Below are 25484 nucleotides of genomic sequence, written 5' to 3'. Positions count from 1 at the left end.
CCGGTCCCTACAGGCTGAGTTCAGGGTGCAGACGGTCCATGGTCCAGACCTGCTTGCCGCGGGCGGCGAGCGCGGTGAGGGCCAGGGCACCGAGGGTGAAGGCCAGCAGCACCGCGGAGCCCTGCCAGACCGGGGTGAGATCGCCCCCGGTGATGAGCCGGCGCAGGCTCTCCACCACGTAGGACATCGGCAGGTACGGGTGGATGGCGTTGAAGAAGCCGGGGCTGGTCTGCACCGGGTAGGTGCCGCCCGCCGAGGTCAGCTGGAGCATCAGCACCACCAGGACCAGGATCCGGCCGGCCGCGCCGAACTTGGCGTTGAGCCACTGCACCATCGCCGCGAAGCAGGCGGTGACCAGCGCGAGGAAGCCGATGGTCGCGGCCGGGTGGGCCATCTCCAGGCCGAGGCCGAAGTGGAGCACGGACATCAGCAGGGCGACCTGGAGCACGCCCAGCGAGGCCACGGGCAGCCAGCCGGCCAGCGCGATCCGCCAGGCGGGGGCACCGGCGGCGAGCGCCCGGCGGTTGAGCGGGGTGATCAGCATGTAGGCGACCATCGCGCCGACCCAGAGGGACAGCGGGATGAAGTACGGGGCGAAACCGGTGCCGTAGTTGGGCGCCTTGTGCAGGGACTCGGCGGCGAGCCGGACCGGGTCGGCCATGACCTCGGTGCGGGCGTCGCGCTGCTTCTCGTCGTAGTCGGGGATCTGGTCCACACCGGCGTGCAGGCCGGAAGCCAGTTCGCCGGAGCCGTCGACCAGCTTGAAGATGCCGCCGTCCAGGCTGTGCGCGCCGTCGCCGAGCTTGCCCACGCCGGTGTTGATCTTCGCGGAGCCCTTGCTGGCGGAGGTGATGCCGGTGTGCAGCTTGTCCATGCCGGTGGCGACCTTGTGGGCGCCGGTGTTGAGGGCGTTGACCTTGGCGACGGCGGCGTCGAGGTCGGAGGAGAGGCCCGGGGCCTTCCTCACCACCTCGCGGGCCTTGTCCTCCAGGTCGGTCAGCTGCTTCTTGAGCGTGGCGAGGTCGCCCTTGGAGGTCTTGACGACGTCGTTGACGTCTCCGGCGAGCTCGGCGGCGTCGGCGGCGTCGTTCTTGAGGTGCTTCATCTCGGGGCAGGTGGCGGGCACCGGCTTGGGGCCCTTGACGCACGTCTTGGTGTAGACGGAGTCGGCGCCCGTGGACACCTTCTTGGTGAGGGCGGCGGCGGCCGGGGCGTGCTCCGCGAACTTGTCGAGGTGGCCGCGGACGGTGCGGGCGGAGTCGGCGACCAGCTCGGCCTGGGCCGCCAGGTTCTGCGGGTCCTTGAGGAAGGGGCGAGCCTTGGCGGCGGCCCCGTTCACCTTGTCCGCGAGGGCCTGGGTGCCGGAGGCGATGTCCTTGGTGCCGGTCTCCAGCCGGCCGGCGGCCGAGTCGAGGGACTTCAGGCCGCTCGACAGCTCGCCGGTCTTCTCCTTGGCGGTGTCCAGGCCGTCGGCCAGGTCCTTGGCGCCCTTCTTGGCCTGGACGGTGCCGTCCTTGAGCTTGGTGGCGCCGTCGGCGGCCTCGGCGGTCTTGTCGTGCAGGTCGGAGAAGGAGACGAAGATCTTGTCGAGGAAGCCGCGGGAGGTGTTGCTGGACGCGGCCGCGCGGACCTCGGAGAACACGGTCTTCGAGATCGAGCCGACGACGTAGTTGTTGGAGTCGTTGGTCCGCACCTGGAGGGCGCCCGTGGTCGGGTCCTCGCCGGAGCTGGAGGCGAGCCGCTCGCTGAAGTCGGCGGGCATGGTGAGGGTCAGGTAGTACGTCCCGTCCTCCAGCCCCTTGGCCGCCTCGCGTTCGCCGACCTCCTTCCAGCCGAAGGTCTTGCTGTCCTTGAGCTTCCTGGCGATCTCGTCGCCCGCGTCGATGCGCTTGCCGTCCACGGTGGCGCCGCGGTCGGCGTTGACGAGGGCCACCGGCACCTTGTCGAGCCGGCTGTACGGGTCCCAGAAGGAGCAGAGGTACAGGGCGCCGTAGAGGAGCGGGAGCAGCAGCAGCGAGACCAGGGCGGCGATCGGCAGCTTGCCCCGGCCGAAGCGCTTGAGCTCAAGCGCGGCGAGCTTCGGCGAGCGCATCGGCCGCCTCCTTCTTGTCGTCGGTGGGGGTGGTGGCGTCGGGGGGCGCGACGTCGGTCGCGGTCGCCCCGGAGGGGGACGCGCCGGAAGCGGTCGCGGCTTCGCCGCCGGACGCGCCGGCTGTCTCGTCGGCCGCGCTGTCGGCTGCCTGGGCGGCCGTCTTGTCGGCCGTCTTCGCGTCTGCCTCGGCCGTGGCCTCGGGGCCGGACCCGGCGGCGGGCTTGTGGTCGCCTTCGGGTGCGGAGGGTGCGGAGGGTGCGGAGGCCCCTTCGGCCCCAGGCGGATGCGGCTGCGCGGCCGGGCCGGTGGAGCCCCCCGGCTCCACCGACGCGACCGCGGGTTCTGGGGCCGGGGCGGACTGCGGGGCGTCCGCCGGTGCCGTCGGCTTGCCGGTGGCCGCCGCCAGGGAGCGGGAGCGCCTGCGGGAGCGGGCGGGAGCGGACCCGGACGGGGCGAAGGCCGCCGAGGCGGGACCGCCCTCGGCGGGTGCCGGGGCCGCGGTGCCCGTCCGGAGGACGATCGCGTCGGCCGGGGCCTGGCTGCAGACCGCCAGCACGGTGGTGCCGGCCTCGGTCAGGCCGCGCAGCAGGGCCCAGGCCTCGACGCGTTCGGCGTCGGAGAGCTTGAGGTCGGCGTCGTCCACGGCGATCAGGCCGGGGGCGCCCAGCAGCGCGATGGCCAGGGAGAGGCGGAGCCCTTCCAGCCGCTCCAGGTCCCGCACCGAGGTGCGCATGCCCTTCGGCAGGGCGTCGACGTCCAGCCCTGCGGCGGCGACCGCCGCGTCGATACGGGCGGCGGTGGCGGCGGCGCGTGCCCGCGGGGAGCGGAGCAGCGCCCGGACCGGGCCGCCGTAGCGGCGCCGCAGCAGGGCGCCCTCGCGCAGCTGCTCGGCGACGGTGAGGGAGGGGTCGAGCTCGTTGACGCCGGCCACCGGGCCGAGGGCGGTGGTGCGGCGGACCGCGGCCATCCGCTTGGGCAGGTCGTGGCCGCCGACGCGGGCACGGCCCTCCGTGGCCTTCATCCGGCCGGTGAGCGCGAGCAGCAGACAGGTGCGACCGCTGCCGGAGGGTCCCTCCACGGCGATGAGCGAGCCGGGCGCGGCGTCGATGCCGACGCCGCGGAACACCCAGCCCCGTGGCCCCTTGAGTCCAAAGTCCTCGGCCGTGACGGCCGCGCCCCGCGGGCTGTCCACACCCTCCCCCTCCATTTTGAACTGACTGGTCAGTTCAAAAACTAGCATCCTTCGTAGCAAGGCCGGAACCGCGGGGTGGAATTCGGCAAAAGCGCAGGTCAGGGCGATTGTCAGTGGGGGCCGTCACGATGGGGGCAGAGAAAGAAGCCGGCAGTACCCGTTGAGCAGCACGCAATGACAGGAGGTTCGTCATGGCCACACCGTCCCCGTCCCCTGTCCACCCCGTCCCGCGGAGGTCGGCCGCCCCGCCGGCCGCCCTCGACCTGCTCGCCAAGGCCCGCCGCGGCCTGGACGAGGCCGCCCTGCTCCCCCGGCCCAACGAGCGCTACGCCACAGCCCACCTCGCCGCGCTGCGCACCGCCGCCGCCGTCCTGGCCGCCCGCGGCCGGCCGGAGCCGGTCAGCCCCCGCCGCCGGCCCCGGATCCGCAGCGCCTGGGAGGTGCTGCCGGAAATAGCTCCGGAACTGACCGAGTGGAGCGCCCTCTTCGCCTCCGGCGCCGCCCGCCGGGCCCGGGCCGAGGCGGGCATACGGGACGCGGCCAGCAGCCGGGACGCGGACGACCTGGTGCGGGCGGCCGGGATGTTCCTGCGCCTGGTCGAACGGATGCTGGCGCTCCAGCCGGCACTGCCGCAGCCACGCCCCGACGCGGGATGACCGGCCCGGCGACGGAAGGCAATAGGGTGTGGTGAAACCGCGCACCCACCCCTTCCGCGCCGAGGAGCAACACGTCGTGTCCGACAATTCCCGTCCCCGCGCCTCCCTCCGTACCGCCGTGGTGTGGGAGGTCCTCAAGGACGCCCTCGACCGCCGGGTCAAGGCGACCGGGCGGGACGCGCTGGACGTGCTGGACACCGGCGGCGGGACCGGCAAGTTCGCCGTCCCGGTGGCGCACCTCGGCCACCGGGTCACCGTGGTCGACCCCAGCCCGAACGCCCTGTTCGGGCTGGAGCGCCGGGTCGCCGAGGCCGGCGTCGCCGACCTGGTGCGCGGGGTCCAGGGCGACGCCCAGGGCCTGCTGGACGTCGTCGAGCAGGGCTCGTACGACGTGGTGCTCTGCCACGGAGTGCTGGAGTACGTGGACGACCCGGCCGAGGGCGTGGCCAACGCCGTCGCCGCGCTGCGTCCCGGCGGCACCCTGAGCCTGCTCGCCGCCGGACTCGGCGGCGCGGTGCTGGCCCGCGCCCTGGCCGGGCACTTCACCGAGGCCCGGACCGCGCTCACCGACCCGGCCGGCCGCTGGGGCGCCGGTGACCCGGTGCCGCGCCGGTTCACCGCGGAGCAGCTCACCGAGCTGGTCGGCGGGGCCGGGCTGGAGGTCGGCGCGGTGCACGGTGTCCGCGTCTTCGCGGACCTGGTGCCCGGGGTCCTCGTCGACACCGAGCCGGGCGCCGTGGAGGCCCTGCTCAAGCTGGAGGAGGCCGCCGCCGAGCTGCCCGCCTTCCACGCGGTCGCCACGCAGCTGCACGTCCTGGGCGAGAAGCGGGGCTGAGCTGCGGCACGGCAGGTCACGCCGCATCTGACGCGAACGCGATGCGGACGTGATGCAGTCCTGCGCAAGCCCTCCGATTCAGCCACCGGACCCGTATGATCGGGGCAACGCCGTACGGTGTGGTGGGGTTGCCGTTGGGGAACAATGGCCTCACCGGCCCACCCGCCTGACGGCACGGTTGGCCGGAGTGCCGATCTCGGCAATGCTTGTCGTGAAGCTGTACTTGTCTTGAAGCTGTACTTGTCTTGAAAGCGTGTGGCGTAGAGGGGCGGGTTTCACGGGGGCGATTCCCTGCCTATCCTGGAGGGGACCCCCGGTCGCTCCCCCCGCGACCGACGGATGAGGAGGACTCCCGTGCCGCTCTCGGAGCACGAGCAGCGAATGCTCGAGCAGATGGAGCGAGCGCTGTACGCCGAAGATCCCAAGTTCGCGACAGCGCTTGAGGGAAGCGGGCTGCGTACGTACACCCGGCGACGGGTCTACCAGGCGGTCGCAGGCTTCCTGGTGGGTATCGCGCTCCTCATGACCGGAATGGTCGCGCAGGGAAATCTGATCTGGATCAGCGTGGTGGGTTTCCTCGTCATGCTGGGCTGCGCGGTCCTCGCGGTCACCGGATGGCGCAAGGCACCCAAACCCGGCGAGCAGCCCGTCTCCGGCGGTGCCGGCGGCTCGGGCCGCGGCCACAACCGGCCGCGCCGGTCGATGATGAACCGCATCGAACAGCGGTGGCAGCGTCGCCGCGATGAGCAGCAAGGACACTGACGCTCTTGGTGACGAGGGGGTGACCGCCGGCGGCGGCCACCCCCTCTCGCACAACGGGCCCGTCACCCGGCCGGATGACCTGTGCTGGGGCATGCTGGGCTGATGAGTGTGCTCCCCCTGGTGTTCACCAGCGGCTGGGCCAGCGGGATCAACGCCTATGCCGTGGTCCTCCTGCTCGGCCTGTTCGGCCGGGCCGGGCTCACCGACGAGGTGCCCGCGTCCCTGCAGCGCACCGATGTCCTGATCGCCGCCGGTGTGCTCTTCCTCTGCGAGGCCGTCGCCGACAAGATCCCCTACGTCGACTCCCTCTGGGACACCGTCCACACCGTGATCCGGCCGGCCGTCGGCGCCGTGATCGGCGCCCTGCTCGCCGGGCAGAGCGGCTCGCTCCCCGAGCTCGCGGCCGGAGCGCTCGGCGGGACCACCGCACTGGCCAGCCACGCGGTCAAGGCCGGCACCAGAATGGCGATCAACACCTCGCCGGAGCCCTTCAGCAACATCGCCATGAGCACTGCCGAGGACGCCACGGTCGGCGGGATCATCACCTTCGCCATGTTCAACCCCGAGGCGGCCGCGGTGATCGCCGGCGTGCTGCTGCTGGCCGGGCTGATCGTGCTGGTCTACCTGTGGACCCGGATCCGCCGCTTCCTGCGCCGCCGCGCCCAGCGCCGCGAGGAACGGCGGCTGGCCCGCCTGGAGCGGCCCCCGAGGTTCCCGGGGACCGGACGGCTCCCGGCCTGCCTTCCGAACGGCCTTCCGGACGGCCCACCGCGCCGCCCCGCTGAGCAGGGCCGCTGAGCAGGGCCGCTGAGCAGGGCCGCTGAGCAGGGCCGATAGGGTCGGCCGCATGGCACGAATTGCGGTGATCGGCGCCGGGATGGGCGCGATGGCGACGGCGGCCCGGCTGGCCGTGGCGGGCCACCGGGTGACGGTGTACGAGCGCTCGGCGACCTACGGCGGAGCGGTCGGGCAGTACGTACGGGACGGGTTCTCCTTCGACACCGGCCCCGGTCTGCTGCACCTGCCCGCCGTCTACCGCGACCTGTTCGTGAAGACCGGCAAGCGGAGCCTGGAACAGTGCGTGGACACCGTCCAGATCGACCCGCAGGTCTGCCACGTCCTGCCGGACGGCACCCGGGTCGCCCTGCCCGGCGCCTCCCGGGGCGGCGTGGCCGCCGCCCTCGACGCGGCGTTCGGTGCGGGCGCCGGAGAACGCTGGAACGCCGTCCTGGGCCGGGCCCGGGACGCCTGGGACCGCACCCGCCGGCCCCTGCTGGAAGAACCGCTGCGGGCCGGCCGGCAGGGCCTCGGCCAGGACCCCTACCCCGCGCTCCGAAAGTCCGGCCTGCTCCGGCGCCGCCCGCCCACCCTGGCCGAGGCCGCCGAACGGGAGCTCGGCGGCCACTTGGCCGCCCTGCCGGAGAGCGCGGTGCTCGCGCACGGCCTCCTCCCGCACACCGCCCCCGCGTCCGCGGCGGTGATCCCGTACATGGAGCAGACCTTCGGCAGCTGGTACGTGCGCGGCGGCATGCGGGCCCTGGCCACCGCCGTGTACGAACGCTGCCTGGAGCGGAGGGTGGAGTTCGTCTTCGGGGCCGAGGTCCGGGAGGTCCTGGCCCGGGACGGCCGGGCCTGCGGGCTGCTGCTCGCCGACGGCACCCGGACCGAGTGCGACACCGTGGTCAGCGCCGTCGACCCGCACCGGTTCCTGGTGCCCACCCTGCCCGGTGGCGTTCCCTGGTCCGGTGGTGCCGCCGAGGAGGACACCGTCGGGCCGCGGTCCGGGCTGCCCAGCCGGTTCACCCTGTTCCTGGCCCTGCGCGGGGGACGCCCGGAGGGCACCCCCCACCGGACCGTGGTCCACTCCCCCTCCGCCGGGGCCGAGGGGCGGGCGCTCTCCGCCGGGGCCCACGCCGAGCGGCCCACCGTCACCGTGCTGCGCCCCGGCGACCCCGCGCAGGTGCCCGACGCCGGCCACGAGGCCGTCACCCTGACCGCCGTGTGCGCCCCGCAGGGCGTGCTGGACTGGGCGGACGCCTCCCTGGTCGCCCGCTACACGGAGGAGCTGCTGGGGGCCGCCGAGCGGGCCGTCCCGGACCTCCGCGAGCGCATGCTGTGGCACGAGGCCCGTACCCCGCTCGACGTGGAGGCCGCGACCGGGGCCCACGGCGGATCCGTGCCCGCCCCGGCCCTCGCGGGCTCCGGGGGCCGGATGCTGTACCCGTCCAACGCCACCGCCCTGCCCGGGCTCTACCTGGCCGGCGGGTGGGCGCACCCCGGCGGCGGGCTGGCGCACGCCGGGATGACCGGCGCACTGGTGGCCGGGCTGATCGTGGAGGGCGCGGACTTCCGCGGCTCCCAGTGAGCCGCGCCGGCCTCCCGCCGGACAGCCGGCGGGCGGCCGGCGGCGTCAGTCAGTCAGTCAGTCAGTCAGTAGCGGTACTGCTCGTACTCGTCGGTGCCCCGGTAGGGGTACTGCTGCGGGTCGTACTGCTCCTGGCCGGGCCACTGCTGGGGGTAGGCATCGGGCTGGGCGGCGTCCGTGGACCGCTGCTGCGGCACCCACACCCCGCCGGGCGGGGTGTCCGTCGAGTACTGCCCGTACTGCTGGTAGGGGTCGCCGTAGCCGTACGACTGCGACCCGTCGACGCCGGCGGTGCCGATGTACGGGTCGGAGTACGCCGCGTACACCTGCTGCTCGCCGCCGGTCTGGTAACCGCCCGCGTAGTCGTAGCCGCCCTGGGTCTGCGGGTCGTAGTAGGCCGCGTACTGGTGGGCGTCCTGCTCGGCGGTGGTGAAGGGCGAGGCGAAGGGGGCGGTCTGCGCGGGGTCGGCGGCGGGGGCGAAGCCCCCGGAGCCGGGCGCGAACCCTCCGGAGCCGGGGGCGAAACCCCCGGAGCCGGGCGCGAAGCCCCCGGAGTCGGGGGCGAAGCCGGCACCGGGCCCGAAGCCCTGGCCGGCGCCCTGGCCGGGGCTCTGCCCCTGGCCCGGGCCCTGGTCGCGGTCCCGCAGGCTCTGGATGCCGTACGAGCCGGTGTCCTCGGGCAGCGGCTCCGGGCGGAAGAACGCCGGCTCGGGGCGCTCGCCGGCCTCGTCACCCTGGCTGCCGGGGCGGCCCGCCGCGCCCTGGGCGCCGTACGCGAGGTCGGAGACGCGGAGCGCGGCCGCCGGGGTGTCGGCGGTACCGCGCCGGCGTTTGGCGGCGGCCGGCGGCTCTTCCTCGGGCGCGTTCCTGCGCAGCGCCCAGCCGGCCACGAACCCCTTGCGGAAGGACAGCGTCACCAGGGTCTGGCCGACGGCGAAGGCCGCGGCGCCGGCCCCGATGACCAGGACGGAGGGGAGTATCACGCCCGCGACCACACCGAGGAAGCCCGAGAAGGCCAGCAGGCGCCAGCGCAGCCGGGCCTTGTACTGCAGCAGCACCTCGGCGAGCAGCCACAGCGCGACCAAGCCGAACGCGCCGTAGAGCACGTACATCCCCATGCCTGGCCCCTCTCGCTACGGCCGCCGACGGGGTGCGGCCGGTCTAGGCCCGCTGGTGCAGACCGAGGTTCTCGTAGATCTCGAGAGTCGCCGTGGAGTTGTTGAGCGTGATGAAGTGCAGCCCCGGGACACCCTCGGACAGCAGCCTCGCGCAGAACTCCGTGGCGAACTCGATGCCAATGGAGCGTACAGCGGCTGCGTCGTCCTTGACGGCGAGCATGCGCTCTTTCACGTCCGCGGGGAAGACCGCGGTGCTGAGCTGGGGCAGCCGGTCGAGCTGCTTGATGCCGACAACAGGCATGACCTCAGGGATGATCGGGGTTTCGCAGCCCGCCTTGTGCACGCTGTCGCGGAGCCGCAGATAATTCTCCGGATCGAAGAACATCTGGGTGATCGCGTAATCCGCACCGGCGCGGCACTTGTCCACGAAGTGCCGGATGTCCGTGTCCCAGTCGCGGGACCGCGGGTGCATCTCGGGGAAGGCGGCGACGCCGACGCAGAAGTCTCCGGACTCCTTGAGCAACCGGACCAGGTCGGCGGCGTAGTGGACGCCCTCCGGGTGCGGCACCCACTCGCCCATCGGGTCGCCCGGCGGGTCGCCGCGCAGGGCGAGCATGTTGCGGATGCCGGCGTCCGCGAACTGCCCGATGACGTGGCGCAGCTCGGCGATGGAGTGGTCGACGGCGGTGAGGTGCGCGACCGGGGTGAGGGTGGTGTCGGCGGCGATCTCCTGGGTGGCCTTGACGGTGCCGCCGCGGGTGGAGCCGCCGGCCCCGTAGGTCACGGACACGAAGCTCGGGGATACCGCCTCGACCCGGCGGAGCGCGTTCCAGAGGTTCCGCTCGCCCTTCTCGGTCTTGGGAGCCCAGAACTCGAAGGAGTACGAGGGGGCACCGGACGAGAGCAGCTCATGGACCGTGCGTGCACGGTCCGTCCAGGTCGAAGCGGTTCCAAGGGCCATACGGGCAGGTTAGACGGGCGTCACGGCGCGCCGAAGCCATGTCCACGCATTGGACAGGTTTTTGGACACCTTGCCCGCGGGGCCCTCAGGGCCCCGGTGATTCGGACAAACTGATCCGGACAGGACGTATCCCTCGGGAGGAGGGTGGTTCAGGCGAGGCGTTCGCGGACCCGCTTGGCCAGGTCAGCGGCGGCGGCGCCGGGGTCGGAGGCCTCGGTGAGGGCACGGACGACCACGATCCGGGTGGCGCCCGCGTCCAGCACCTCGTCCAGGTTCCCGGCGTCGATGCCGCCGATGGCGAACCAGGGGCGCTGCTGGTCGAGGGAGGCGGCGTACCGGACGAGGTCCAGACCGGGCGCGTGCCGGCCGGGCTTGGTCGGGGTGGGCCAGCAGGGGCCGGTGCAGAAGTAGTCGACGCCGGGCTCGGCGACGGCCGCGTCGACCTCCGCCTCGGCGTGGCAGGAGCGGCCGATGATCACGGAGGCGGGCAGGATGGCCCGGGCGGCGGGGACGGGGATGTCGCCCTGGCCGAGGTGCAGGACGTCGGAGCCGATGGCGTGGGCGACGTCGGCGCGGTCGTTCACCGCGAGGAGCTTGCCGTGGCGGCGGGCCGCCTCCGCGAAGACCTGGAGGTGCTCCAGCTCCTCTCCGGCCTCCATGCCCTTGTCGCGGAGCTGGACGATGTCCACGCCGCCGCCGAGGACCGCGTCCAGGAACTCGGGCAGGTCGCCCTGGCGCTTGCGGGCATCGGTGCAGAGGTAGAGCCGGGCATCGGCCAGGGACATGGGAAAACCCCCCGGGTGGGCGGGGTACGGGCCCCGCGGGGGGCCCGTACGCCGTGGATGGATCGGTTGTGGACGGTACGGATCAGACGGCGAGCGCCTGCGCTCGGCGCTTCACCTCCGTGCCGCGATTCTCGCTCAGGGCCTGCGCGGGGGTCCCTGGCAGGGTCGGGTCGGCGGTGAAGAGCCACTCGAGCATCTCTTCGTCGGTGAAGCCGTCGTCCCGGAGCAGGGTCAGGGTCCCCGCGAGGCCCTTGACCACCTTGTCGCCGTCGATGAAGGCGGCGGGCACCTGCAGCGCCCGGTTCTCACCCCGGCGTACGGCGATGAGCTGGCCCTCCTTGACCAGCTGGCGGACCCGGGTCACCTCGACGTCGAGCATCTCGGCGATGTCGGGAAGGTAGAGCCACTCGGGGACGAGAGCGTCGGTTTTTGCGTCAATCTCGGTCACGCGGCCAAGCCTGCCATCCCCGGCCGACACCCGGTAGCCGAGCCGCCCGTCCGGGGGCCCCGCCCCCCCGGTGCGGCGGGGTGCGGCGGGGTGCGGCACGGGTGCCCGTGCGGCGGTGGGCCGCTAGGGGATGGCGGACTTGAGCGGGATCGCGGGGTCGGTGAGCTTGGACGGGTCGACCGGGGTGGCCGATTCGATCAGGCGGCGGCCCTGCGCGATGTCGCGCGGGCGGCCGACCGACAGGAGGGCCACCAGGGCGCCGTCCCGGAGCCAGCAGACCGACCAGGCCGCGTCCGCGGGGTTCCCCCGCAGCAGCTGCGTGTCGGCGCCGGCGTGGTGGCCCGCGTACTGGACGAAGCGCCCGAACTGCTCCGACCAGAAGTACGGCACCGGGTCGTACGCCCGCTCCCCGCCCAGGATGTTCAGGGCGACCGTCCGCGGCCCCTGCAGCGCGTTGTCCCAGTGGTGCACCAGCAGCCGCTTGCCGTAGCGCGCGGACGGGAAGGAGGCGCAGTCGCCGACCGCGTACACGCCCGGCAGCGAGGTGCGCAGCCGGTCGTCGGTCGCGACCGAGCCGTCCGGGCCGAGTTCCACGCCCGTGCCGGCCAGCCAGCCCGTTGCGGGGCGGGCGCCGATGCCGACCACCACCGCGCCGGCGGGCAGCTCGCGGCCGTCCGCCAGCCGGACCAGGCCGGGCTCGACCGAGGCGACCTTGACGCCGGTGAGCAGGCGGACGCCGGCCTCCGCGTACCAGTCGGCCATGGGGCCGGTGATCTCGTCGGGCAGCGCGCCCGCCAGGACCCGGTCGGCGGCCTCGACCACGGTGACCGCGCAGCCGGCCGCGCGGGCGGCCGTGGCGAACTCCGCGCCGATCCAGCCCGCGCCCACGACCACCAGGTCATGGGCCTGCGCGAGCACCGGCCGCAGCCGTTCCGCGTCGTCCAGGGTGCGCAGCAGGTGCACGCCGGGCACGCCTTCGGCGCCCGGCAGGGTCAGCGGTTCGGCACCGGTGGCGAGGACCAGGCTGCCGTACGGGACCGGGCCCGCGGCGGTGTCCAGCTCCTGGTCCTGCGGGCGCAGCCCGGTGACCTCCAGGCCGAGCCGGAGCTCGATGCCGAGGTCGTCGAAGTCGACGTCGAAGGCGGAGCCCTCGGCCTCGCCGAGCAGCACCGCCTTGGAAAGCGGGGGCCGGTCGTAGGGCTGGTGCGGCTCGGCACCGATCAGGGTGACCGGGCCGGTGAAGCCCGCCTCGCGCAGGGCCACGGCCGTCTGCACCCCGGCCATTCCGGCCCCGACGATCACCACGCCGCCCGCGGCCGGCGCGTCCGCGGGGTCCTTCTGATCCGTCAGTTCGATCTGATTGCTCACGCCCGACACCCTAACTATCTGACGCTCCGTCAGGAAGTGGCGGCGGCCGGGCGGCCTTACCCGGGCCTTGCGGCGGAGGTAGGGTGGCCACCGTATCCAACCGCGGGAGTCCGGGCGCACCGGACTGAGAGGGAGGCTGGCCGGCCTCCGACCGTACGAACCTGATCCGGGTCATGCCGGCGAAGGGAGGGGCTCGACGCCCATGCGTTCATTCACCCACAACGGGCCGGGCGGCCCGGCCGCGGGCTCGGACGTCCTCGTCATCGGGGGCGGCATCATCGGCCTGGTCACCGCCTGGCGGGCGGCCCGGCGCGGCATGTCCGTCGCGCTCGCCGACCCCTCGCCCGGCGGCGGGGCCGCCCGGGTCGCGGCCGGCATGCTGGCCGCCGTCACCGAGCTGCACTACGGCGAGGAGACCCTGCTGGGCCTCAACCTCGCCTCCGCGGCCCGCTACGAGGAGTTCGCCGCGGAACTCTCCGACGCGAGCGGCGGACTGGACATCGGCTACCGCGCCTGCGGCACCCTCGCCGTGGCTCTGGACTCCGACGACCGCCTGCACCTGCGCGAACTGCACGCCCTGCAGCGGCGCTGCGGCCTGGAATCGGAATGGCTGACCGGCCGCGAGTGCCGCCGCCTGGAGCCGATGCTGGCGCCCGGCGTACGCGGCGGGCTGCGCGTGGACGGCGACCACCAGGTCGACCCGCGCCGGCTGGCCGCCGCCCTGGTCGCCGCCTGCGAGCGGGCCGGCGTGGTCTTCCACCGGGCCGCCGCCGAGCGGCTGGCGGTCACCGCCGGCCGGGCCTCCGGCGCCCTGCTCGACGACGGCACCGAGCGGTCCGCCGACCAGGTCGTCCTGGCCGCGGGCAGCCTCAGCGGGCGGCTGGACGGAGTCCCGGCGGAGGTCGTCCCGCCGGTGCGCCCGGTGAAGGGCCAGGTGCTCCGGCTCACCGTGCCGCCGGCGTACGCGCCGTTCCTGTCCCGGACGGTCCGCGCGGTGGTGCGCGGCAGCCACGTCTACCTGGTGCCGCGGGAGAACGGCGAACTCGTCGTCGGAGCGACCAGCGAGGAACTCGGCTGGGACACCACGGTCACCGCGGGCGGGGTGTACGAACTCCTGCGGGACGCCCACGAGCTGGTGCCCGGCATCACCGAACTCCCGCTCACCGAGACCCTGGCGGGGCTGCGGCCGGGCTCCCCTGACAACGCGCCGCTGCTCGGCCCGACCGAACTGCCCGGACTGCACCTGGCCACCGGCCACTACCGCAACGGGGTGCTGCTGACCCCGGTCACCGGGGACGTCATGGCCGAGGTCCTGGCCACCGGCGAAGTCCCCGACGTGGCCCGCCCGTTCACCCCCCGCCGGTTCTCCCCCGCCCGCGCCGGGGCGGCGGCCGCCCGAGAGGAGTCCTACGCATGACCATCTCCGTCAACGGCGAGCCCCGCGAGGTCGCCGCGGGCACCACGCTGGACCTGGTGGTGGCGACCCTCACCACCTCCCCGTCCGGGGTCGCGGCGGCGCTCAACGAGACCGTCGTACCGCGCGGGCAGTGGCCTGCCACGGCGGTGGGCGAGGGCGACCGGGTCGAGATCCTCACCGCGGTCCAGGGAGGCTGACGCGATCATGGCTGATGACCTGTTCTCCCTCGGCGGGCGGACCTTCTCCTCCCGCCTGATCATGGGCACCGGCGGCGCGCCGAGCCTGGAGATCCTCGAACGGGCGCTGGTCGCCTCCGGGACGGAGCTGACCACCGTCGCCATGCGCCGGCTGGACCCCACAGTCCAGGGCTCGGTGCTGTCGGTCCTGTCGAAGCTCGGCATCGGCGTACTGCCGAACACGGCGGGCTGCTTCACCGCGGGCGAGGCGGTGCTGACCGCGCGGCTCGCGCGGGAGGCGCTGGGCACGGACTGGATCAAGCTGGAGGTCGTCGCGGACGAGCGGACCCTGCTTCCGGACGGGGAGGAACTCCTCGCCGCGGCGGAGACGCTGGTGGACGACGGCTTCACGGTGCTGCCGTACACCAACGACGACCCGGTGCTGGCACGGAAGCTGGAGGACGCGGGCTGCGCGGCGATCATGCCGCTGGGCTCGCCGATCGGCTCGGGGCTGGGCATCCGGAACCCGCACAACTTCGAGCTGATCGTGGAGCGGGCCGGGGTGCCGGTGATCCTCGACGCGGGGGCGGGCACCGCGTCGGACGTCGCGCTCGCGATGGAGCTGGGGTGTGCCGCGGTCATGCTGGCCTCGGCGGTCACGCGGGCGCAGGAGCCGGTGCTCATGGCCGCGGCGATGCGGGACGCGGTTTCGGCGGGGCGCCTGGCGTACCGTGCGGGCCGGATCCCGGTCCGCCGCTTCGCCCACGCCTCCTCCCCGACCGAGGGCGTCGCCGCCCTCGACCCGGAACGCCCCGCGTTCTGACCCGTGGTCCCGCTGCGCGGTGCCATGTCCCCGCCCCGCCCTCCCCCAGACTCCGTCCGGGGGGGGACCCCCATTCCCGAAACCGGGGCTCCGGCCGCGCCCGTCAGGGGCGCGGGGAACTGCGCGACCAGCCACAGCCAACCCGAGGGGCGGGGGTCCGGGGCAGGCGCCCCGGTTTCGGGAAAGGGCGGGGCGGGGAGAAGCCCCGCGCAGCGGCAGCCCGGCAGCACGCAGGGCGGCAGCACGCAGGGCGGGCCCGCCCATGCCGCGGCCACGTCACAGCTCTGCCGCAAGGCACCCCGCCCCCGGCCGGGCACAGCCGACGCGCTCGTAGAATCGCCGGGTGGATACGACCCTGGATGACCCCCTCGTCGGGCGCGTGCTCGACGGCCGCTACCGCATCGACGCCCGGATCGCGGCCGGCGGCATGGCCACGGTCTACCGCGCCCTCGACACCCGCCTCGACCGCGTCCTCGCACTGAAGATCATGCACCCCGCCCTCGCGGCCGAGCCCGGCTTCGTCGAGCGGTTCATCCGGGAGGCCAAGTCGGTGGCCCGGCTCGCCCACCCCAATGTGGTGGCCGTCTTCGACCAGGGCGCCGAGGGACCGTACGTCTACCTCGCCATGGAGTACGTCTCCGGCTGCACCCTGCGCGACGTCCTGCGCGAGCGTGGCGCACTCCAGCCGCGGGCCGCGCTGGACATCCTGGAGCCGGTGCTCGCCGCGCTCGGGGCCGCGCACCGCGCCGGTTTCGTGCACCGGGACATGAAGCCCGAGAACGTCCTGATCGGCGACGACGGCCGGGTGAAGGTCGCCGACTTTGGCCTGGTCCGCAGTGTGGACACGGTGACCAGCACCACCGGTGCCGTCCTCGGCACGGTCTCCTACCTCGCGCCCGAGCAGATCGAGAACGGCACCGCCGACACCCGTGCCGACGTGTACGCCTGCGGCGTGGTGCTCTACGAGATGCTCACCGGCGGCAAGCCGCACTCCGGCGGCACCCCCGCCCAGGTGCTCTACCGGCACCTCAACGAGGACGTGCCCGCACCCTCCGCGGCCGTGCCGGGACTGCCGGCCGCCCTGGACGGGCTGGTCGCCACGGCCACCGCGCGCTCACCCGAGGGGCGTCCGGAGGACGCGGTGGCCCTGCTGGGCCTGGCCCGCGGCGCCCGCGCCGGGCTGACCGACGCCGAGCTGGACGCCGTACCGCCGCAGGCGCGGGCCGGCGAGCGGTCCTCCGCGGAGGACCGTACCGGGGTGATCCCCCGCCCGATGGGCGTCCCCGCGCACAATCCGCACCACACCTCGCGGCTGGAGATGCCGCCGGTGCCGCCCGCCGCGCCCGCCGCGCCCGCGCCTGCCGCGTCCCGGCTGCGGGCGCCCCGGCGCGGGGTGCTGCTCGCGCTGGCGGGGGTGCTGCTCGCGCTCGGCCTCGGCGCCGGCGTCTGGTACATCAGCTCCGGGCAGTTCACGCAGGTCCCGCCCGTGCTCGGGAAGACCGAGCAGCAGGCCCGGGACCGGCTGAAGGAAGCCGGGCTCGGGGTGAAGGGCGTGGACCGGAGGTTCAGCAGCACCTTCGAGCGCGGGACCGTCATGGACAGCGACCCGGCACCCGGGCAGCAGGTCCGCGGGAACGGCTCGGTCACCCTCGTGGTCTCGCGGGGACCGGAGATCGTGTCCGTGCCCGGCGTCAAGGGCAAGCCGCTGGAGGCGGCCAGGGCCGAGCTCACCAAGGCCGGCCTGGCACCCGGCATGGTCACCCAGGCCTTCAGCGCGGACGTCCCGCAGGGCTCTGTCATCAGCACCGACCCGGCGGCAGGCCAGAAGCGCGCCCCGGACACCGCGGTGGCGCTGGTGGTCAGCAAGGGCCGCCCGGTCCCGGTGCCCTCCACCGTCGGTATGCCGACGGACCAGGCCCGGTCCGTCCTGGAGGGCCTCGGCCTGAAGGTCGAGACGGCCGCCGAGCAGGTCCACTCGCTCCAGCCGGCCGGCCGGGTGGCGAACCAGTCGGTGGCCGCGGGCACCCAGGCCGCGGCCGGGGACACGGTGACGCTGACCGTGTCCAAGGGCCCGCGGCAGGTCCCGGTCCCGGACGTCCGGGGCCGGAACGTGGACGATGCCCGGAAGACGCTGGAGGCAGCCGGGTTCCAGGTGAAGGTGGACCGGCCGTTCCTGTCGTTCTCCGACACCGTGGACGCCCAGTCGGTGCCGGGCGGCTCGGCCGCCCCCGAGGGCAGCACCATCACCATCCGGACCAAGGGGCTGTAGCAGCACGTGAACGACGCCATGCGCAATCCGGTGGGCGGGCACGTGCCCGTCGCGGGCGGTCTCGCCTCCGTCGGGCTCACGTACGCGCGGGAGATGGGCGCCGAGGCGGTGCAGGTCTTCGTGGCCAATCCGCGCGGCTGGGCCACCCCGACCGGGAATCCGGCGCAGGACGAGCTGTTCCGCGAGCAGTGCGCGGAGCTGGGCATCCCCGCGTACGTGCACGCGCCGTATCTGATCAACTTCGGCTCGCACACGGAGGCCACTGTGGAGAAGTCGGTGGAGTCACTGCGGCACTCGCTGCGCCGGGGGCGGGAGATCGGCGCGCTCGGCGTGGTGGTGCACACCGGTTCGGCGACCGGCGGCCGGCCGCGCGAGGTGGCGCTCGCGCAGGTCAGGGAGCACATGCTGCCGCTGCTGGACGAGCTGACGCACGACGACGACCCCTTCCTGCTGCTGGAGTCCACCGCCGGGCAGGGCTCCTCGCTCTGCTCGCGGACCTGGGACTTCGGGCCCTACTTCGAGGCACTGGACGCCCATCCGAAGCTCGGGATCTGCCTGGACACCTGCCACATCTTCGCGGCGGGCCATGACCTGGCCGGTCCGGGCGGGGCCAAGGAGACGCTGGACCTGCTGGTGGAGACGGTGGGGCCGGGGCGGCTGAAGCTGATCCACGCCAACGACTCCAAGGAGGGCGTGGGCGCCCACAAGGACCGGCACGCCAACATCGGGGCCGGGCACATCGGCCGGGACGCCTTCGCCGAGCTGATGACTCACGGGGAGACGGCCGGGGTGCCGCTGATCATCGAGACGCCGGGCGGCAAGGAGGGGCACGCGGCGGACGTGGCGCTGCTGAAATCGCTCCGTTGATCCGTTGATCGTTTTCCTTGGCGCACCCCGTTGAGGAATACCCCTAGGGGGTATACGGTTCTGTCTGTCGGCAGGACCGTTACTCTGACGTTCCCAGGGGGTTCCCATGGACCACGCGCAGCACGCACACGCTCACCACGAGCAGCACGGGCACCACGAGCAGCAGCACGGACAGCACGAGACGCACGAGCAGCGCGGGCACGACGGCGGGCACGACCATCACGGCCACCACGGCCACCGCGGCGGCGGCCCGGTCAGCTGGGCCATGGCGGCGAAGGCCACCCTGCACTGCCTGACCGGATGCGCCATCGGCGAGGTGCTGGGCATGGTCATCGGCACCGCACTGGGCTGGGGCAACATGCCGACCATGATCCTGGCGATCATCCTGGCGTTCTTCTTCGGCTACGCGCTCACCCTGCGCGGGATCCTGAGCGCCGGCGTTGACTTCCGTACCGCCATCCGGGTGGCGCTGGCCGCCGACACCCTGTCCATCGCCGTCATGGAGCTGATCGACAACGGGGTGATCGCACTGTGGCCGGGGGCCATGGACGCCCACCTGTCGGACCCGCTGTTCTGGATCGTGCTGGCGATCGCCCTGGCGGCCGCCTTCGTGATCACCACCCCGGTCAACAAGTGGATGATCGGCCGCGGCAAGGGCCACGCGGTGGTCCACCAGTACCACCACTGAGCGACTAGGGTCTGTCCGGCGGATCAGGCCCGGCCGTGATCCGCCGGACAGGCCCTAGACCTCCGGGCCGTCCCCGGGCTCCTCCTGGTACGAGTAGCGCTGTTCGCGCCAGGGGTCGCCGATGTTGTGGTAGCCGCGCTCCTCCCAGAAGCCGCGGCGGTCGGCGGTCATGTACTCCACCCCGCGGACCCACTTGGGGCCCTTCCAGGCGTAGAGGTGCGGGACGACCAGCCGGAGCGGGAACCCGTGCTCGGCGGTGAGCAGTTCACCGCCCTGATGCGTGGCGAAGACGGTGCGGTCGGAAGCGAAGTCCGACAGCCGCATGTTGGAGCTGAAGCCGTACTCGGCCCACACCATCACATGCGTGACCTGCGGCGACGGCGGCGCCAACTCGAGCACGGAACGGGCGAGCACCCCGCCCCATTCGGCCCCCTGCATGCTGAACTTCGTCACGCAGTGCAGGTCCGCGACGACCGAGGCGAACGGCAGCGCCGAGAACTCCTCGTGGTTCCAGCAGTGTTTCTCGCCGTCGGCGGTGGCCCCGAAGACCCTGAACTCCCACCGGTCCGGCTTGAACTTGGGGACGGGTCCGTAGTGCGTCACCGGCCAGCCCCGCTGCAGCCGCTGCCCCGGGGGAAGCTCCAGCTGCTCTGCTCCCGGAGATTCCCGGCTGTCCGGCTGACCCATGACTCCATGGTGACAGACCGGCAAGGGTGGTCATGACCAGGTGACGGCGATTGGGGCAACTCCTACTAAGGAGGCACTTACTGGACGGTCATCGGTGGCGGTGCAAGGATGCGCGCATTGCCACGTTCTCCTGCTCTGGAAGGAGCATGAAGCCATGCAGGGCGACCCCGAGGTCCTCGAGTTTCTGAACGAACAGCTCACCGGCGAGCTGACGGCGATCAACCAGTACTGGCTGCACTACCGCATTCAGGACAACAAGGGCTGGACCAAGCTCGCCAAGTACACGCGTGAAGAATCCATCGACGAGATGAAGCACGCGGACAAGCTCACCGAGCGCATCCTCATGCTGGACGGCCTGCCGAACTACCAGCGGCTGTTCCACGTCCGGGTGGGCCAGACCCTCACCGAGATGTTCCAGGCGGACCGGCAGGTCGAGGTGGAGGCGATCGACCGGCTCAAGCGCGGTATCGAGGTCATGCGCGGCAAGGGTGACATCACCTCGGCCCGGCTCTTCGAGGAGATCCTGGAGGACGAGGAGCACCACATCGACTACCTCGACACCCAGCTGGAACTCATCGAGACCCTGGGCGAGCCGCTCTACATCGCCCAGCTCGTCGAGCAGCCGGAGAGCTAGGCCGGCCGGAGTGCTAGGCCGCTTCCACCAGCTCGGACTCCGGCGCCAGGACCGCGGCCCCCGTACGGCCCTTCTCCAGCAGCTCGCGGCGGGGGCACGCACCCCGGCCCAGCAGGCCCTGGATGGTACGGACGCAGGATCCGCAGTCGGTGCCGGCCTTGGTGGCCGAGGCGATCTGGCGGGGGGTGCAGGCCCCGGCAGCCGCGTGTTCCTTCACCTGCTTGTCGGTGATGCCGAAGCAAGAGCAGACGTACACGCGGTTCACCTCCCTGAGAGGAATGCTCGGACCAGCCATCCCCTATTCGGTGAGGCTTACCTAACCGTACCCAAACTTAGGGTTCCCTAAAAGGCCTGAAGACGACTGTGGGGCGCGGATCACAGATCCACGCCCCACAGCTCGTACAAAGCTACTTACTGATCACGACTCACTGGTCGCGGTACATCTCAGCCACCAGGAACGCCAGGTCCAGCGACTGGCTGCGGTTGAGCCGCGGGTCGCAGGCCGTCTCGTAACGCTGGTGCAGGTCGTCGACGAAGATCTCGTCGCCGCCGCCCACGCACTCGGTGACGTCGTCGCCGGTGAGCTCCACGTGGATGCCGCCCGGGTGGGTGCCCAGCGCCTTGTGGACCTCGAAGAAGCCCTTGACCTCGTCGAGCACGTCGTCGAAGCGACGCGTCTTGTGGCCGGAGGCCGCCTCGAAGGTGTTGCCGTGCATCGGGTCGGTGACCCAGGCGACGACCGCACCGGACGCGGTGACCTTCTCGACCAGCTCGGGCAGCTTGTCGCGGACCTTGTCGGCGCCCATGCGGACGACGAAGGTCAGCCGGCCGGGCTCGCGGTCCGGGTCGAGGCGGTCGATGTAGGTCAGAGCCTCGTCCACCGTGGTGGTCGGGCCGAGCTTGATGCCGACCGGGTTGGCGATCCGGGAGCAGAACTCGATGTGCGCGTGGTCCAGCTGGCGGGTGCGCTCACCGATCCACACCATGTGGCCCGAGGTGTCGTACAGCTTGCCGGTCCGCGAGTCGGTGCGGGTCAGCGCACCCTCGTAGTCGAGCAGCAGCGCCTCGTGCGAGGCGTAGAACTCCACCGCCTTGAACTCGGCCGGGTCGGTGCCACAGGCCTTCATGAAGTTCAGGGCGTTGTCGATCTCCCGCGCGAGCGCCTCGTAGCGCTGCCCGGACGGGGAGGACTTCACGAAGTCCTGGTTCCAGGCGTGCACCTGGCGCAGGTCGGCGTAGCCACCGGTGGTGAAGGCGCGCACCAGGTTCAGCGTCGAGGCGGACGCGTGGTACATCCGCTTCAGGCGCTCCGGGTCCGGAACGCGGGCCTCTTCGGTGAAGGCGAAGCCGTTGACGGAGTCACCGCGGTAGGTGGGCAGCGTGACCCCGTCGCGGGTCTCGGTGTCCTTGGAGCGCGGCTTGGAGTACTGTCCGGCGATGCGTCCGACCTTGACCACGGGCACGGAGGCCGCGTAGGTCAGGACGGCCGACATCTGGAGCAGCGTCTTGAGCTTGGCACGGATGTGGTCGGCGGACACGGCGTCGAAGGCCTCGGCGCAGTCGCCACCCTGGAGGAGGAACGCCTCGCCCCGGGCGACGGCTCCCAGGCGGGCGCGCAGCTGGTCGCACTCGCCCGCGAAAACGAGCGGAGGATACGACTCGAGGTCCGCGACGACAGCGCGCAGAGCCTCGGCATCGGGGTACGAAGGCTGCTGCGCCGCGGGCAGGTCTCGCCAGGTCGCCTTGGCGGCGGGGGCGTGGGTTTCAGCGTTCACGGTCACCTCGTAAACATTACGTCGTGAAGGCCGTTGTCCGACCCGGTGCCCACAACGTGAGACGGGAATCTCCGGATTCACACCGTCGCGGGTGTAGGGTCACCGGCATGTTCGCGCACAGCAACCAGAACTGGTGGTGGACCGCTCATCCGGCGGCCCACTGACTGCGCGTACCCGTTAACTGACGCGAAGGCCGCCCGAGGGGCGGCCTTCTTGCTTTCCCGGGCCGTTCCCCCGCGTCCTCCCAGTATTCCCCGGAAGGAACCGCCCCATGAGTCAGGTCAGTCCCCTCGGCCCGCTCCTCGACCGGCTGCTCGACCCCGACGGCCCTCCCTTCGCTCTGCTGCGCCGCCGTACCCCGGGCCGCGACCACGACACCGTCGAGGTGCTCACCGGCCCGGTCCGGGAGGTCGGGTCCCTGGCCGACCTGCCGGTGGGCGAGCTGCCCTCGCTCGCCCTGGTCCCGTTCCGGCAGATCCGGGAGCGCGGCTTCGACGTACGGGACGACGGGACCCCGCTGTGCGTCCTGACCGCGGCGGAGGCGTACGAGTTCCCGCTCGCCGAGGCTCTGGCCACCCTGCCGGACCACCCGGTCGCCGTCACCGGAGGCGGCTTCGATGTCACCGATGAGGAGTACGCGCGGACCGTACGCCGGGTGATCGAGGACGAGATCGGCCGGGGCGAGGGGGCGAACTTCGTCATCCGCCGCACCTACCGGGGCCGGATCGACGGGTTCGGGCGGGCCGACGCCCTCGCGCTGTTCCGGCGGCTGCTGGCGGGCGAGCGCGGCGCGTACTGGACGTACGTCGTGCACACCGGAAACGAGGACGGGCCCGGAGGGCCTTCCTTGCAGGGGCGGCGGCGGGCGGCGGGCGGGCGCACGCTGGTCGGGGCCAGCCCCGAGGTGCACGTCCGGATGACCGGGGGCACCGTCGTGATGAACCCGATCAGCGGCACCTACCGCTACCCGGCGGGCGGGCCCACCGCGGAGTCGCTGCTGGCCTTCCTCGGCGACCGCAAGGAGCGCGAGGAGCTCTCCATGGTGGTCGACGAGGAACTCAAGATGATGTGCACCGTCGGCGATCGCGGCGGGGTGGTGGTGGGGCCGCGCCTGAAGGAGATGGCCCACCTCGCCCACACCGAGTACGAGCTGCGCGGCCGCTCCTCGCTGGACGTGCGCGAGGTGCTGCGGGAGACCATGTTCGCCGCCACCGTGACCGGCTCACCGGTACAGAACGCCTGCCGGGTGATCGAGCGGTACGAGACCGGCGGCCGGGGCTACTACGCGGGGGCGCTGGCCCTGCTGGGCCTGGACGCGAACGGGACGCAGACCCTGGACTCCCCCATCCTGATCCGCACCGCCGACATCGCCCCCGACGGCACCGTGCGGGTGCCGGTCGGCGCCACCCTGGTCCGGCACTCCGACCCGGCAGGGGAGGTCGCCGAGACCCACGCGAAGGCGGCCGGGGTGCTGGCGGCGCTGGGCGTACGGCCTCCGGCCGGGCCGCCCCCGCGGGACGCGGAGGGCACCGCGGCCCCGCTGGCGGAGGACCCGCGGGTGCGGGCGGCACTGGCCTCCCGGCGGGCCGGCCTGGCCCCGTTCTGGCTGCGGATGCAGGACCGGCCCGCCGGGCCGGCCGGCCGCGCCCTGGTGGTGGACGGCGAGGACACCTTCACCGCCATGCTGGCGCACCTGTTGCGGGTGTCCGGCCTGGAGGTGTCCGTACGCCGCTACGACGATCCCGGGCTGCGGGCTGCCGCCCTGGCGTGGGAGGGGCCGGTGCTCCTCGGCCCCGGTCCCGGCGATCCGGAGGACTCCGCCGACCCGAAGATGCGCGGCCTGCGCGCGCTGACGGCGGACCTGCTGGCCGGTCGCCGGCACGGGCACGGGCCCGCCCGCCGCCCGACCACCACCCCTCATCGAGGGCCTTCGGGCCGCGTGATCCTCGGGGTGTGCCTGGGCCACGAGCTGCTCGCCGCGGAGCTCGGGCTGCCGCTGGTCCGCAAGGCGGAGCCGGCGCAGGGGGCGCAGACCCGGATCGACCTGTTCGGGTCGCCGGAGGTGGTCGGCTTCTACAACACGTACACGGCGGCCTGCGACGCAGCACTCGCGGCCCGGCTGGCGGAGCGGGGCGTGGAGGTCTCCCGGGACCCGGCCACGGACGAGGTGCACGCGCTGCGCGGCCCCGGCTTCGCCGGGGTCCAGTTCCACCCGGAGTCGGTCCTGACCCTGCGCGGGGCGGAGCTGGTGCGGGAGCTGCTGGCCCGGATCACGGCCCCGGCACCGGCGTAGGCCCTGGCCCGTGCGGGCGGGGCGGGCCGGGCCTGGCATGCTCACGTTGGATCTTGTCGTCTTGTCCTGAGCGGGCCGAGCGGGGGAGCGGGGATGTCGGAGTCGAGGGTGCCGGAGTCGGGGGTGCCGGGCGGGCCGGCCGGACAGGTGGTCCTGGCGGAACGGTTCGAGGCGGACCGGGCGCACCTGAGGGCGGTGGCCTACCGGATGCTGGGCTCGCTCAGCGAGGCCGAGGACGCGGTGCAGGACGCCTGGCTGCGGGCGAGCGGCGCCGACATCAGCGAGGTCTCGAACCTCACCGGGTGGCTGACCACGGTGGTGGGCCGGGTGTGCCTGAACCACCTGCGGACGCGGCGGACCCGCGGCGAGGAGTCGCTGGACGCCCCGGCGTCCGGCCCGGACGTGCCCGGGTCCGGCGAGGGCACGGACCCGGAGCAGGAGGCCGTGATGGCCGACTCGGTCGGGGTGGCGCTGCTGGTGGTGCTGGACACGCTGGCACCGGCCGAGCGGGTCGCGTTCGTCCTGCACGACATGTTCGCCGTGCCCTTCGAGGACATCGCCCGGCTGATCGAGAAGACCCCGGCGGCGACCCGGCAGCTGGCCAGCCGGGCCCGCCGCCGGGTCAGGGGCGGCAGCCCGCTGCCCGAGGCCGACCTGACCCGGCGCCGCCGGGTCGTGGACGCGTTCCTGTCCGCCACCCGCGGCGGGGACTTCGAGGCACTGCTCGCCCTGCTCGACCCGGACGTGGTGCTGCGGGCCGACCGGTTCGTGGTCCCGACCCCGGAGCCGATCCGGGTGGGCGGCGCGGTCGCGGTCGCCCAGGGCGCGATGGCGGCCGTGTCCCGGGCCCGGCTCGCCGGTCCCGCACTGGTCGACGGCTCGGTCGGGCTGGCCATGGCCGTGCACGGCCGACTGTTCCTCGTCCTGTCGTTCACCTTCGGGGAGGGCGAGAACGCCGGCACCATCACCGCGATCGACATCATCGCGGACCAGGACCGGCTGGCCGAGGTGGAGCTCGGCGTGCCGGAGGTCTAGGGGGTGTCTCGCCGATCACGCCGGGCTCGCGGCGTCTGGCACCGCGCCTCGCCGCGTTGTCCTCAGTCGCCGATGTCCCCCAGCTGCCGCTGGGAGGTGCCCCCACCGCATCGACTCCATCGTCCGCCTTGCGATGCACGGCGCCAGACGCCGCGAGCTGATCCGGCCTGATCGACAAGACACCCCCTAGGTCCCGGTGCCGCCGGGGCGCCGACGCGCCCCGGCGGCCCTGCGGGCA

25 protein-coding genes, 1 pseudogene and 1 riboswitch are annotated in these 25484 nt (G+C 73.2%); of the genes and pseudogenes, 16 read left to right on the top strand and 10 right to left on the bottom strand.

Annotated features, from left to right (window positions below; genetic code table 11):
- Positions 1 to 7: 7 nt before the first annotated feature.
- Both ACGFQ9_RS25780 and ACGFQ9_RS25775 read right to left on the bottom strand, forming a co-directional pair.
- A complete protein-coding gene (locus tag ACGFQ9_RS25780; protein ID WP_393576875.1) occupies positions 8 to 2092 on the bottom strand; it encodes a YhgE/Pip family protein in 2085 nt (694 codons plus the stop codon).
- A gap of 477 nt (positions 2093 to 2569) precedes the next feature.
- A pseudogene (locus tag ACGFQ9_RS25775) lies at positions 2570 to 3284 on the bottom strand (ATP-binding cassette domain-containing protein); the annotation flags it as partial.
- A 191-nt stretch (positions 3285 to 3475) separates the two neighbouring features.
- On the opposite strand from ACGFQ9_RS25775, the gene ACGFQ9_RS25770 reads away from it, so the two are divergent.
- The 6 genes from ACGFQ9_RS25770 to ACGFQ9_RS25745 all read left to right on the top strand — a co-directional run bounded on the left by ACGFQ9_RS25770 (position 3476) and on the right by ACGFQ9_RS25745 (position 7902).
- Positions 3476 to 3940: an SAV_6107 family HEPN domain-containing protein gene (locus tag ACGFQ9_RS25770; RefSeq protein ID WP_393576873.1), complete on the top strand. Its 465-nt coding sequence runs from the start codon at positions 3476 to 3478 to the stop codon at positions 3938 to 3940.
- Between the two features lie 76 nt (positions 3941 to 4016).
- Complete coding sequence (locus ACGFQ9_RS25765; RefSeq protein ID WP_393576871.1) at positions 4017 to 4775, top strand: methyltransferase domain-containing protein; 759 nt, start codon at positions 4017 to 4019, stop codon at positions 4773 to 4775.
- Between the two features lie 354 nt (positions 4776 to 5129).
- Positions 5130 to 5537 (top strand): DUF3040 domain-containing protein, encoded by a 408-nt coding sequence (locus ACGFQ9_RS25760; protein WP_393576870.1) that lies wholly within the window; start codon positions 5130 to 5132, stop codon positions 5535 to 5537.
- A complete protein-coding gene (locus ACGFQ9_RS25755; RefSeq protein WP_393576869.1) occupies positions 5518 to 5640 on the top strand; it encodes a hypothetical protein in 123 nt (40 codons plus the stop codon). Before ACGFQ9_RS25760 ends, ACGFQ9_RS25755 begins: the two co-directional genes overlap by 20 nt.
- Positions 5640 to 6335, top strand: coding sequence for a DUF4126 domain-containing protein (locus ACGFQ9_RS25750; RefSeq protein WP_393576868.1), 696 nt, complete (start codon positions 5640 to 5642; stop codon positions 6333 to 6335). The genes ACGFQ9_RS25755 and ACGFQ9_RS25750 overlap by 1 nt, the downstream gene beginning before the upstream one ends.
- A gap of 49 nt (positions 6336 to 6384) precedes the next feature.
- On the top strand, positions 6385 to 7902 hold the full coding sequence (locus ACGFQ9_RS25745) for a phytoene desaturase family protein (protein WP_393576866.1): 1518 nt from the start codon (positions 6385 to 6387) through the stop codon (positions 7900 to 7902).
- Positions 7903 to 7967: 65 nt separating this feature from the next.
- Here the strand turns inward: ACGFQ9_RS25745 and ACGFQ9_RS25740 are convergent, their stop codons facing one another.
- From ACGFQ9_RS25740 to ACGFQ9_RS25720, 5 genes are all read right to left on the bottom strand, one after another.
- Positions 7968 to 9020 (bottom strand): hypothetical protein, encoded by a 1053-nt coding sequence (locus ACGFQ9_RS25740; RefSeq protein ID WP_393576864.1) that lies wholly within the window; start codon positions 9018 to 9020, stop codon positions 7968 to 7970.
- A gap of 43 nt (positions 9021 to 9063) precedes the next feature.
- Positions 9064 to 9981 (bottom strand): methylenetetrahydrofolate reductase [NAD(P)H], encoded by a 918-nt coding sequence (metF, locus tag ACGFQ9_RS25735; protein ID WP_393576862.1) that lies wholly within the window; start codon positions 9979 to 9981, stop codon positions 9064 to 9066.
- Between the two features lie 149 nt (positions 9982 to 10130).
- Positions 10131 to 10766: a thiamine phosphate synthase gene (thiE, locus tag ACGFQ9_RS25730; RefSeq protein WP_393576860.1), complete on the bottom strand. Its 636-nt coding sequence runs from the start codon at positions 10764 to 10766 to the stop codon at positions 10131 to 10133.
- Positions 10767 to 10848: 82 nt separating this feature from the next.
- A complete protein-coding gene (locus ACGFQ9_RS25725; protein WP_393576858.1) occupies positions 10849 to 11214 on the bottom strand; it encodes an Rv2175c family DNA-binding protein in 366 nt (121 codons plus the stop codon).
- A gap of 123 nt (positions 11215 to 11337) precedes the next feature.
- A complete protein-coding gene (locus tag ACGFQ9_RS25720; protein ID WP_393577100.1) occupies positions 11338 to 12498 on the bottom strand; it encodes an NAD(P)/FAD-dependent oxidoreductase in 1161 nt (386 codons plus the stop codon).
- 176 nt (positions 12499 to 12674) lie between these two features.
- Positions 12675 to 12787, top strand: a riboswitch (TPP riboswitch).
- On the opposite strand from ACGFQ9_RS25720, the gene thiO reads away from it, so the two are divergent.
- The 6 genes from thiO (at position 12785) to ACGFQ9_RS25690 (ending at position 18822) form a co-directional block, all read left to right on the top strand.
- Positions 12785 to 13999 carry a glycine oxidase ThiO gene (gene thiO, locus ACGFQ9_RS25715; protein WP_393576857.1) on the top strand — a complete coding sequence of 405 codons (1215 nt, stop codon included), beginning with the start codon at positions 12785 to 12787 and terminating at the stop codon, positions 13997 to 13999. It overlaps the preceding riboswitch by 3 nt.
- A complete protein-coding gene (gene thiS, locus ACGFQ9_RS25710; RefSeq protein ID WP_393576855.1) occupies positions 13996 to 14196 on the top strand; it encodes a sulfur carrier protein ThiS in 201 nt (66 codons plus the stop codon). Before thiO ends, thiS begins: the two co-directional genes overlap by 4 nt.
- A 7-nt stretch (positions 14197 to 14203) precedes the next feature.
- On the top strand, positions 14204 to 14998 hold the full coding sequence (locus ACGFQ9_RS25705; RefSeq protein ID WP_393576853.1) for a thiazole synthase: 795 nt from the start codon (positions 14204 to 14206) through the stop codon (positions 14996 to 14998).
- A gap of 343 nt (positions 14999 to 15341) precedes the next feature.
- Entirely contained in the window at positions 15342 to 17267 is a 1926-nt protein-coding gene (gene pknB, locus ACGFQ9_RS25700; protein ID WP_393576851.1) for a Stk1 family PASTA domain-containing Ser/Thr kinase, read from the top strand.
- A gap of 18 nt (positions 17268 to 17285) precedes the next feature.
- Complete coding sequence (locus ACGFQ9_RS25695) at positions 17286 to 18134, top strand: deoxyribonuclease IV (protein WP_393577099.1); 849 nt, start codon at positions 17286 to 17288, stop codon at positions 18132 to 18134.
- 106 nt (positions 18135 to 18240) lie between these two features.
- A complete protein-coding gene (locus ACGFQ9_RS25690; RefSeq protein WP_393576850.1) occupies positions 18241 to 18822 on the top strand; it encodes a DUF4396 domain-containing protein in 582 nt (193 codons plus the stop codon).
- A 54-nt stretch (positions 18823 to 18876) separates the two neighbouring features.
- On the opposite strand, the gene ACGFQ9_RS25685 is transcribed toward ACGFQ9_RS25690, so the two are convergent.
- Positions 18877 to 19509 (bottom strand): sulfite oxidase-like oxidoreductase, encoded by a 633-nt coding sequence (locus ACGFQ9_RS25685; protein WP_393576848.1) that lies wholly within the window; start codon positions 19507 to 19509, stop codon positions 18877 to 18879.
- 154 nt (positions 19510 to 19663) lie between these two features.
- Here ACGFQ9_RS25685 and bfr point away from each other — a divergent pair, with 154 nt between their 5' ends.
- Positions 19664 to 20143, top strand: a complete 480-nt coding sequence (bfr, locus tag ACGFQ9_RS25680; protein WP_393576847.1) for a bacterioferritin — start codon at positions 19664 to 19666, stop codon at positions 20141 to 20143.
- Between the two features lie 13 nt (positions 20144 to 20156).
- On the opposite strand, the gene ACGFQ9_RS25675 is transcribed toward bfr, so the two are convergent.
- Together ACGFQ9_RS25675 and ACGFQ9_RS25670 are read right to left on the bottom strand one after the other, a co-directional pair.
- Complete coding sequence (locus ACGFQ9_RS25675) at positions 20157 to 20399, bottom strand: bacterioferritin-associated ferredoxin (protein WP_393576846.1); 243 nt, start codon at positions 20397 to 20399, stop codon at positions 20157 to 20159.
- A gap of 169 nt (positions 20400 to 20568) precedes the next feature.
- Entirely contained in the window at positions 20569 to 21924 is a 1356-nt protein-coding gene (locus ACGFQ9_RS25670; RefSeq protein WP_393576845.1) for a class II 3-deoxy-7-phosphoheptulonate synthase, read from the bottom strand.
- Positions 21925 to 22025: 101 nt separating this feature from the next.
- On the opposite strand from ACGFQ9_RS25670, the gene ACGFQ9_RS25665 reads away from it, so the two are divergent.
- The 3 genes from ACGFQ9_RS25665 (at position 22026) to ACGFQ9_RS25655 (ending at position 25246) form a co-directional block, all read left to right on the top strand.
- Entirely contained in the window at positions 22026 to 22082 is a 57-nt protein-coding gene (locus tag ACGFQ9_RS25665) for a trp operon leader peptide (RefSeq protein WP_101392327.1), read from the top strand.
- 107 nt (positions 22083 to 22189) lie between these two features.
- Positions 22190 to 24211, top strand: a complete 2022-nt coding sequence (locus ACGFQ9_RS25660) for an anthranilate synthase family protein (RefSeq protein WP_393576844.1) — start codon at positions 22190 to 22192, stop codon at positions 24209 to 24211.
- Positions 24212 to 24304: 93 nt separating this feature from the next.
- Positions 24305 to 25246, top strand: coding sequence for a sigma-70 family RNA polymerase sigma factor (locus tag ACGFQ9_RS25655; RefSeq protein ID WP_393576842.1), 942 nt, complete (start codon positions 24305 to 24307; stop codon positions 25244 to 25246).
- Positions 25247 to 25484: the final 238 nt, after the last annotated feature.

Origin of the sequence: Streptomyces sp. NPDC048603, assembly GCF_043199475.1 — a bacterium.
Lineage (GTDB): Bacteria > Actinomycetota > Actinomycetes > Streptomycetales > Streptomycetaceae > Streptomyces.
Note: the sequence above shows the minus strand (reverse complement) of the source record. Positions and strands in the feature narration are given on the sequence as shown.

Bases quoted from the DNA above. Each gene is read 5' to 3' on its own strand.
- ACGFQ9_RS25780 (WP_393576875.1), bottom strand. From the start codon at position 2,092: ATGCGCTCGCCGAAGCTCGCCGCGCTTGAGCTCAAGCGCTTCGGCCGG.
- ACGFQ9_RS25770 (WP_393576873.1), top strand. From the start codon at position 3,476: ATGGCCACACCGTCCCCGTCCCCTGTCCACCCCGTCCCGCGGAGGTCG.
- ACGFQ9_RS25755 (WP_393576869.1), top strand. From the start codon at position 5,518: ATGAGCAGCAAGGACACTGACGCTCTTGGTGACGAGGGGGTGACCGCC.
- ACGFQ9_RS25750 (WP_393576868.1), top strand. From the start codon at position 5,640: ATGAGTGTGCTCCCCCTGGTGTTCACCAGCGGCTGGGCCAGCGGGATC.
- ACGFQ9_RS25745 (WP_393576866.1), top strand. From the start codon at position 6,385: ATGGCACGAATTGCGGTGATCGGCGCCGGGATGGGCGCGATGGCGACG.
- ACGFQ9_RS25740 (WP_393576864.1), bottom strand. From the start codon at position 9,020: ATGGGGATGTACGTGCTCTACGGCGCGTTCGGCTTGGTCGCGCTGTGG.
- metF (WP_393576862.1), bottom strand. From the start codon at position 9,981: ATGGCCCTTGGAACCGCTTCGACCTGGACGGACCGTGCACGCACGGTC.
- thiE (WP_393576860.1), bottom strand. From the start codon at position 10,766: ATGTCCCTGGCCGATGCCCGGCTCTACCTCTGCACCGATGCCCGCAAG.
- ACGFQ9_RS25720 (WP_393577100.1), bottom strand. From the start codon at position 12,498: ATGGCCGGGGTGCAGACGGCCGTGGCCCTGCGCGAGGCGGGCTTCACC.
- thiO (WP_393576857.1), top strand. From the start codon at position 12,785: ATGCGTTCATTCACCCACAACGGGCCGGGCGGCCCGGCCGCGGGCTCG.
- thiS (WP_393576855.1), top strand. From the start codon at position 13,996: ATGACCATCTCCGTCAACGGCGAGCCCCGCGAGGTCGCCGCGGGCACC.
- ACGFQ9_RS25705 (WP_393576853.1), top strand. From the start codon at position 14,204: ATGGCTGATGACCTGTTCTCCCTCGGCGGGCGGACCTTCTCCTCCCGC.
- ACGFQ9_RS25695 (WP_393577099.1), top strand. From the start codon at position 17,286: ATGCGCAATCCGGTGGGCGGGCACGTGCCCGTCGCGGGCGGTCTCGCC.
- ACGFQ9_RS25690 (WP_393576850.1), top strand. From the start codon at position 18,241: ATGGACCACGCGCAGCACGCACACGCTCACCACGAGCAGCACGGGCAC.
- ACGFQ9_RS25685 (WP_393576848.1), bottom strand. From the start codon at position 19,509: ATGGGTCAGCCGGACAGCCGGGAATCTCCGGGAGCAGAGCAGCTGGAG.
- bfr (WP_393576847.1), top strand. From the start codon at position 19,664: ATGCAGGGCGACCCCGAGGTCCTCGAGTTTCTGAACGAACAGCTCACC.
- ACGFQ9_RS25660 (WP_393576844.1), top strand. From the start codon at position 22,190: ATGAGTCAGGTCAGTCCCCTCGGCCCGCTCCTCGACCGGCTGCTCGAC.
- ACGFQ9_RS25655 (WP_393576842.1), top strand. From the start codon at position 24,305: ATGTCGGAGTCGAGGGTGCCGGAGTCGGGGGTGCCGGGCGGGCCGGCC.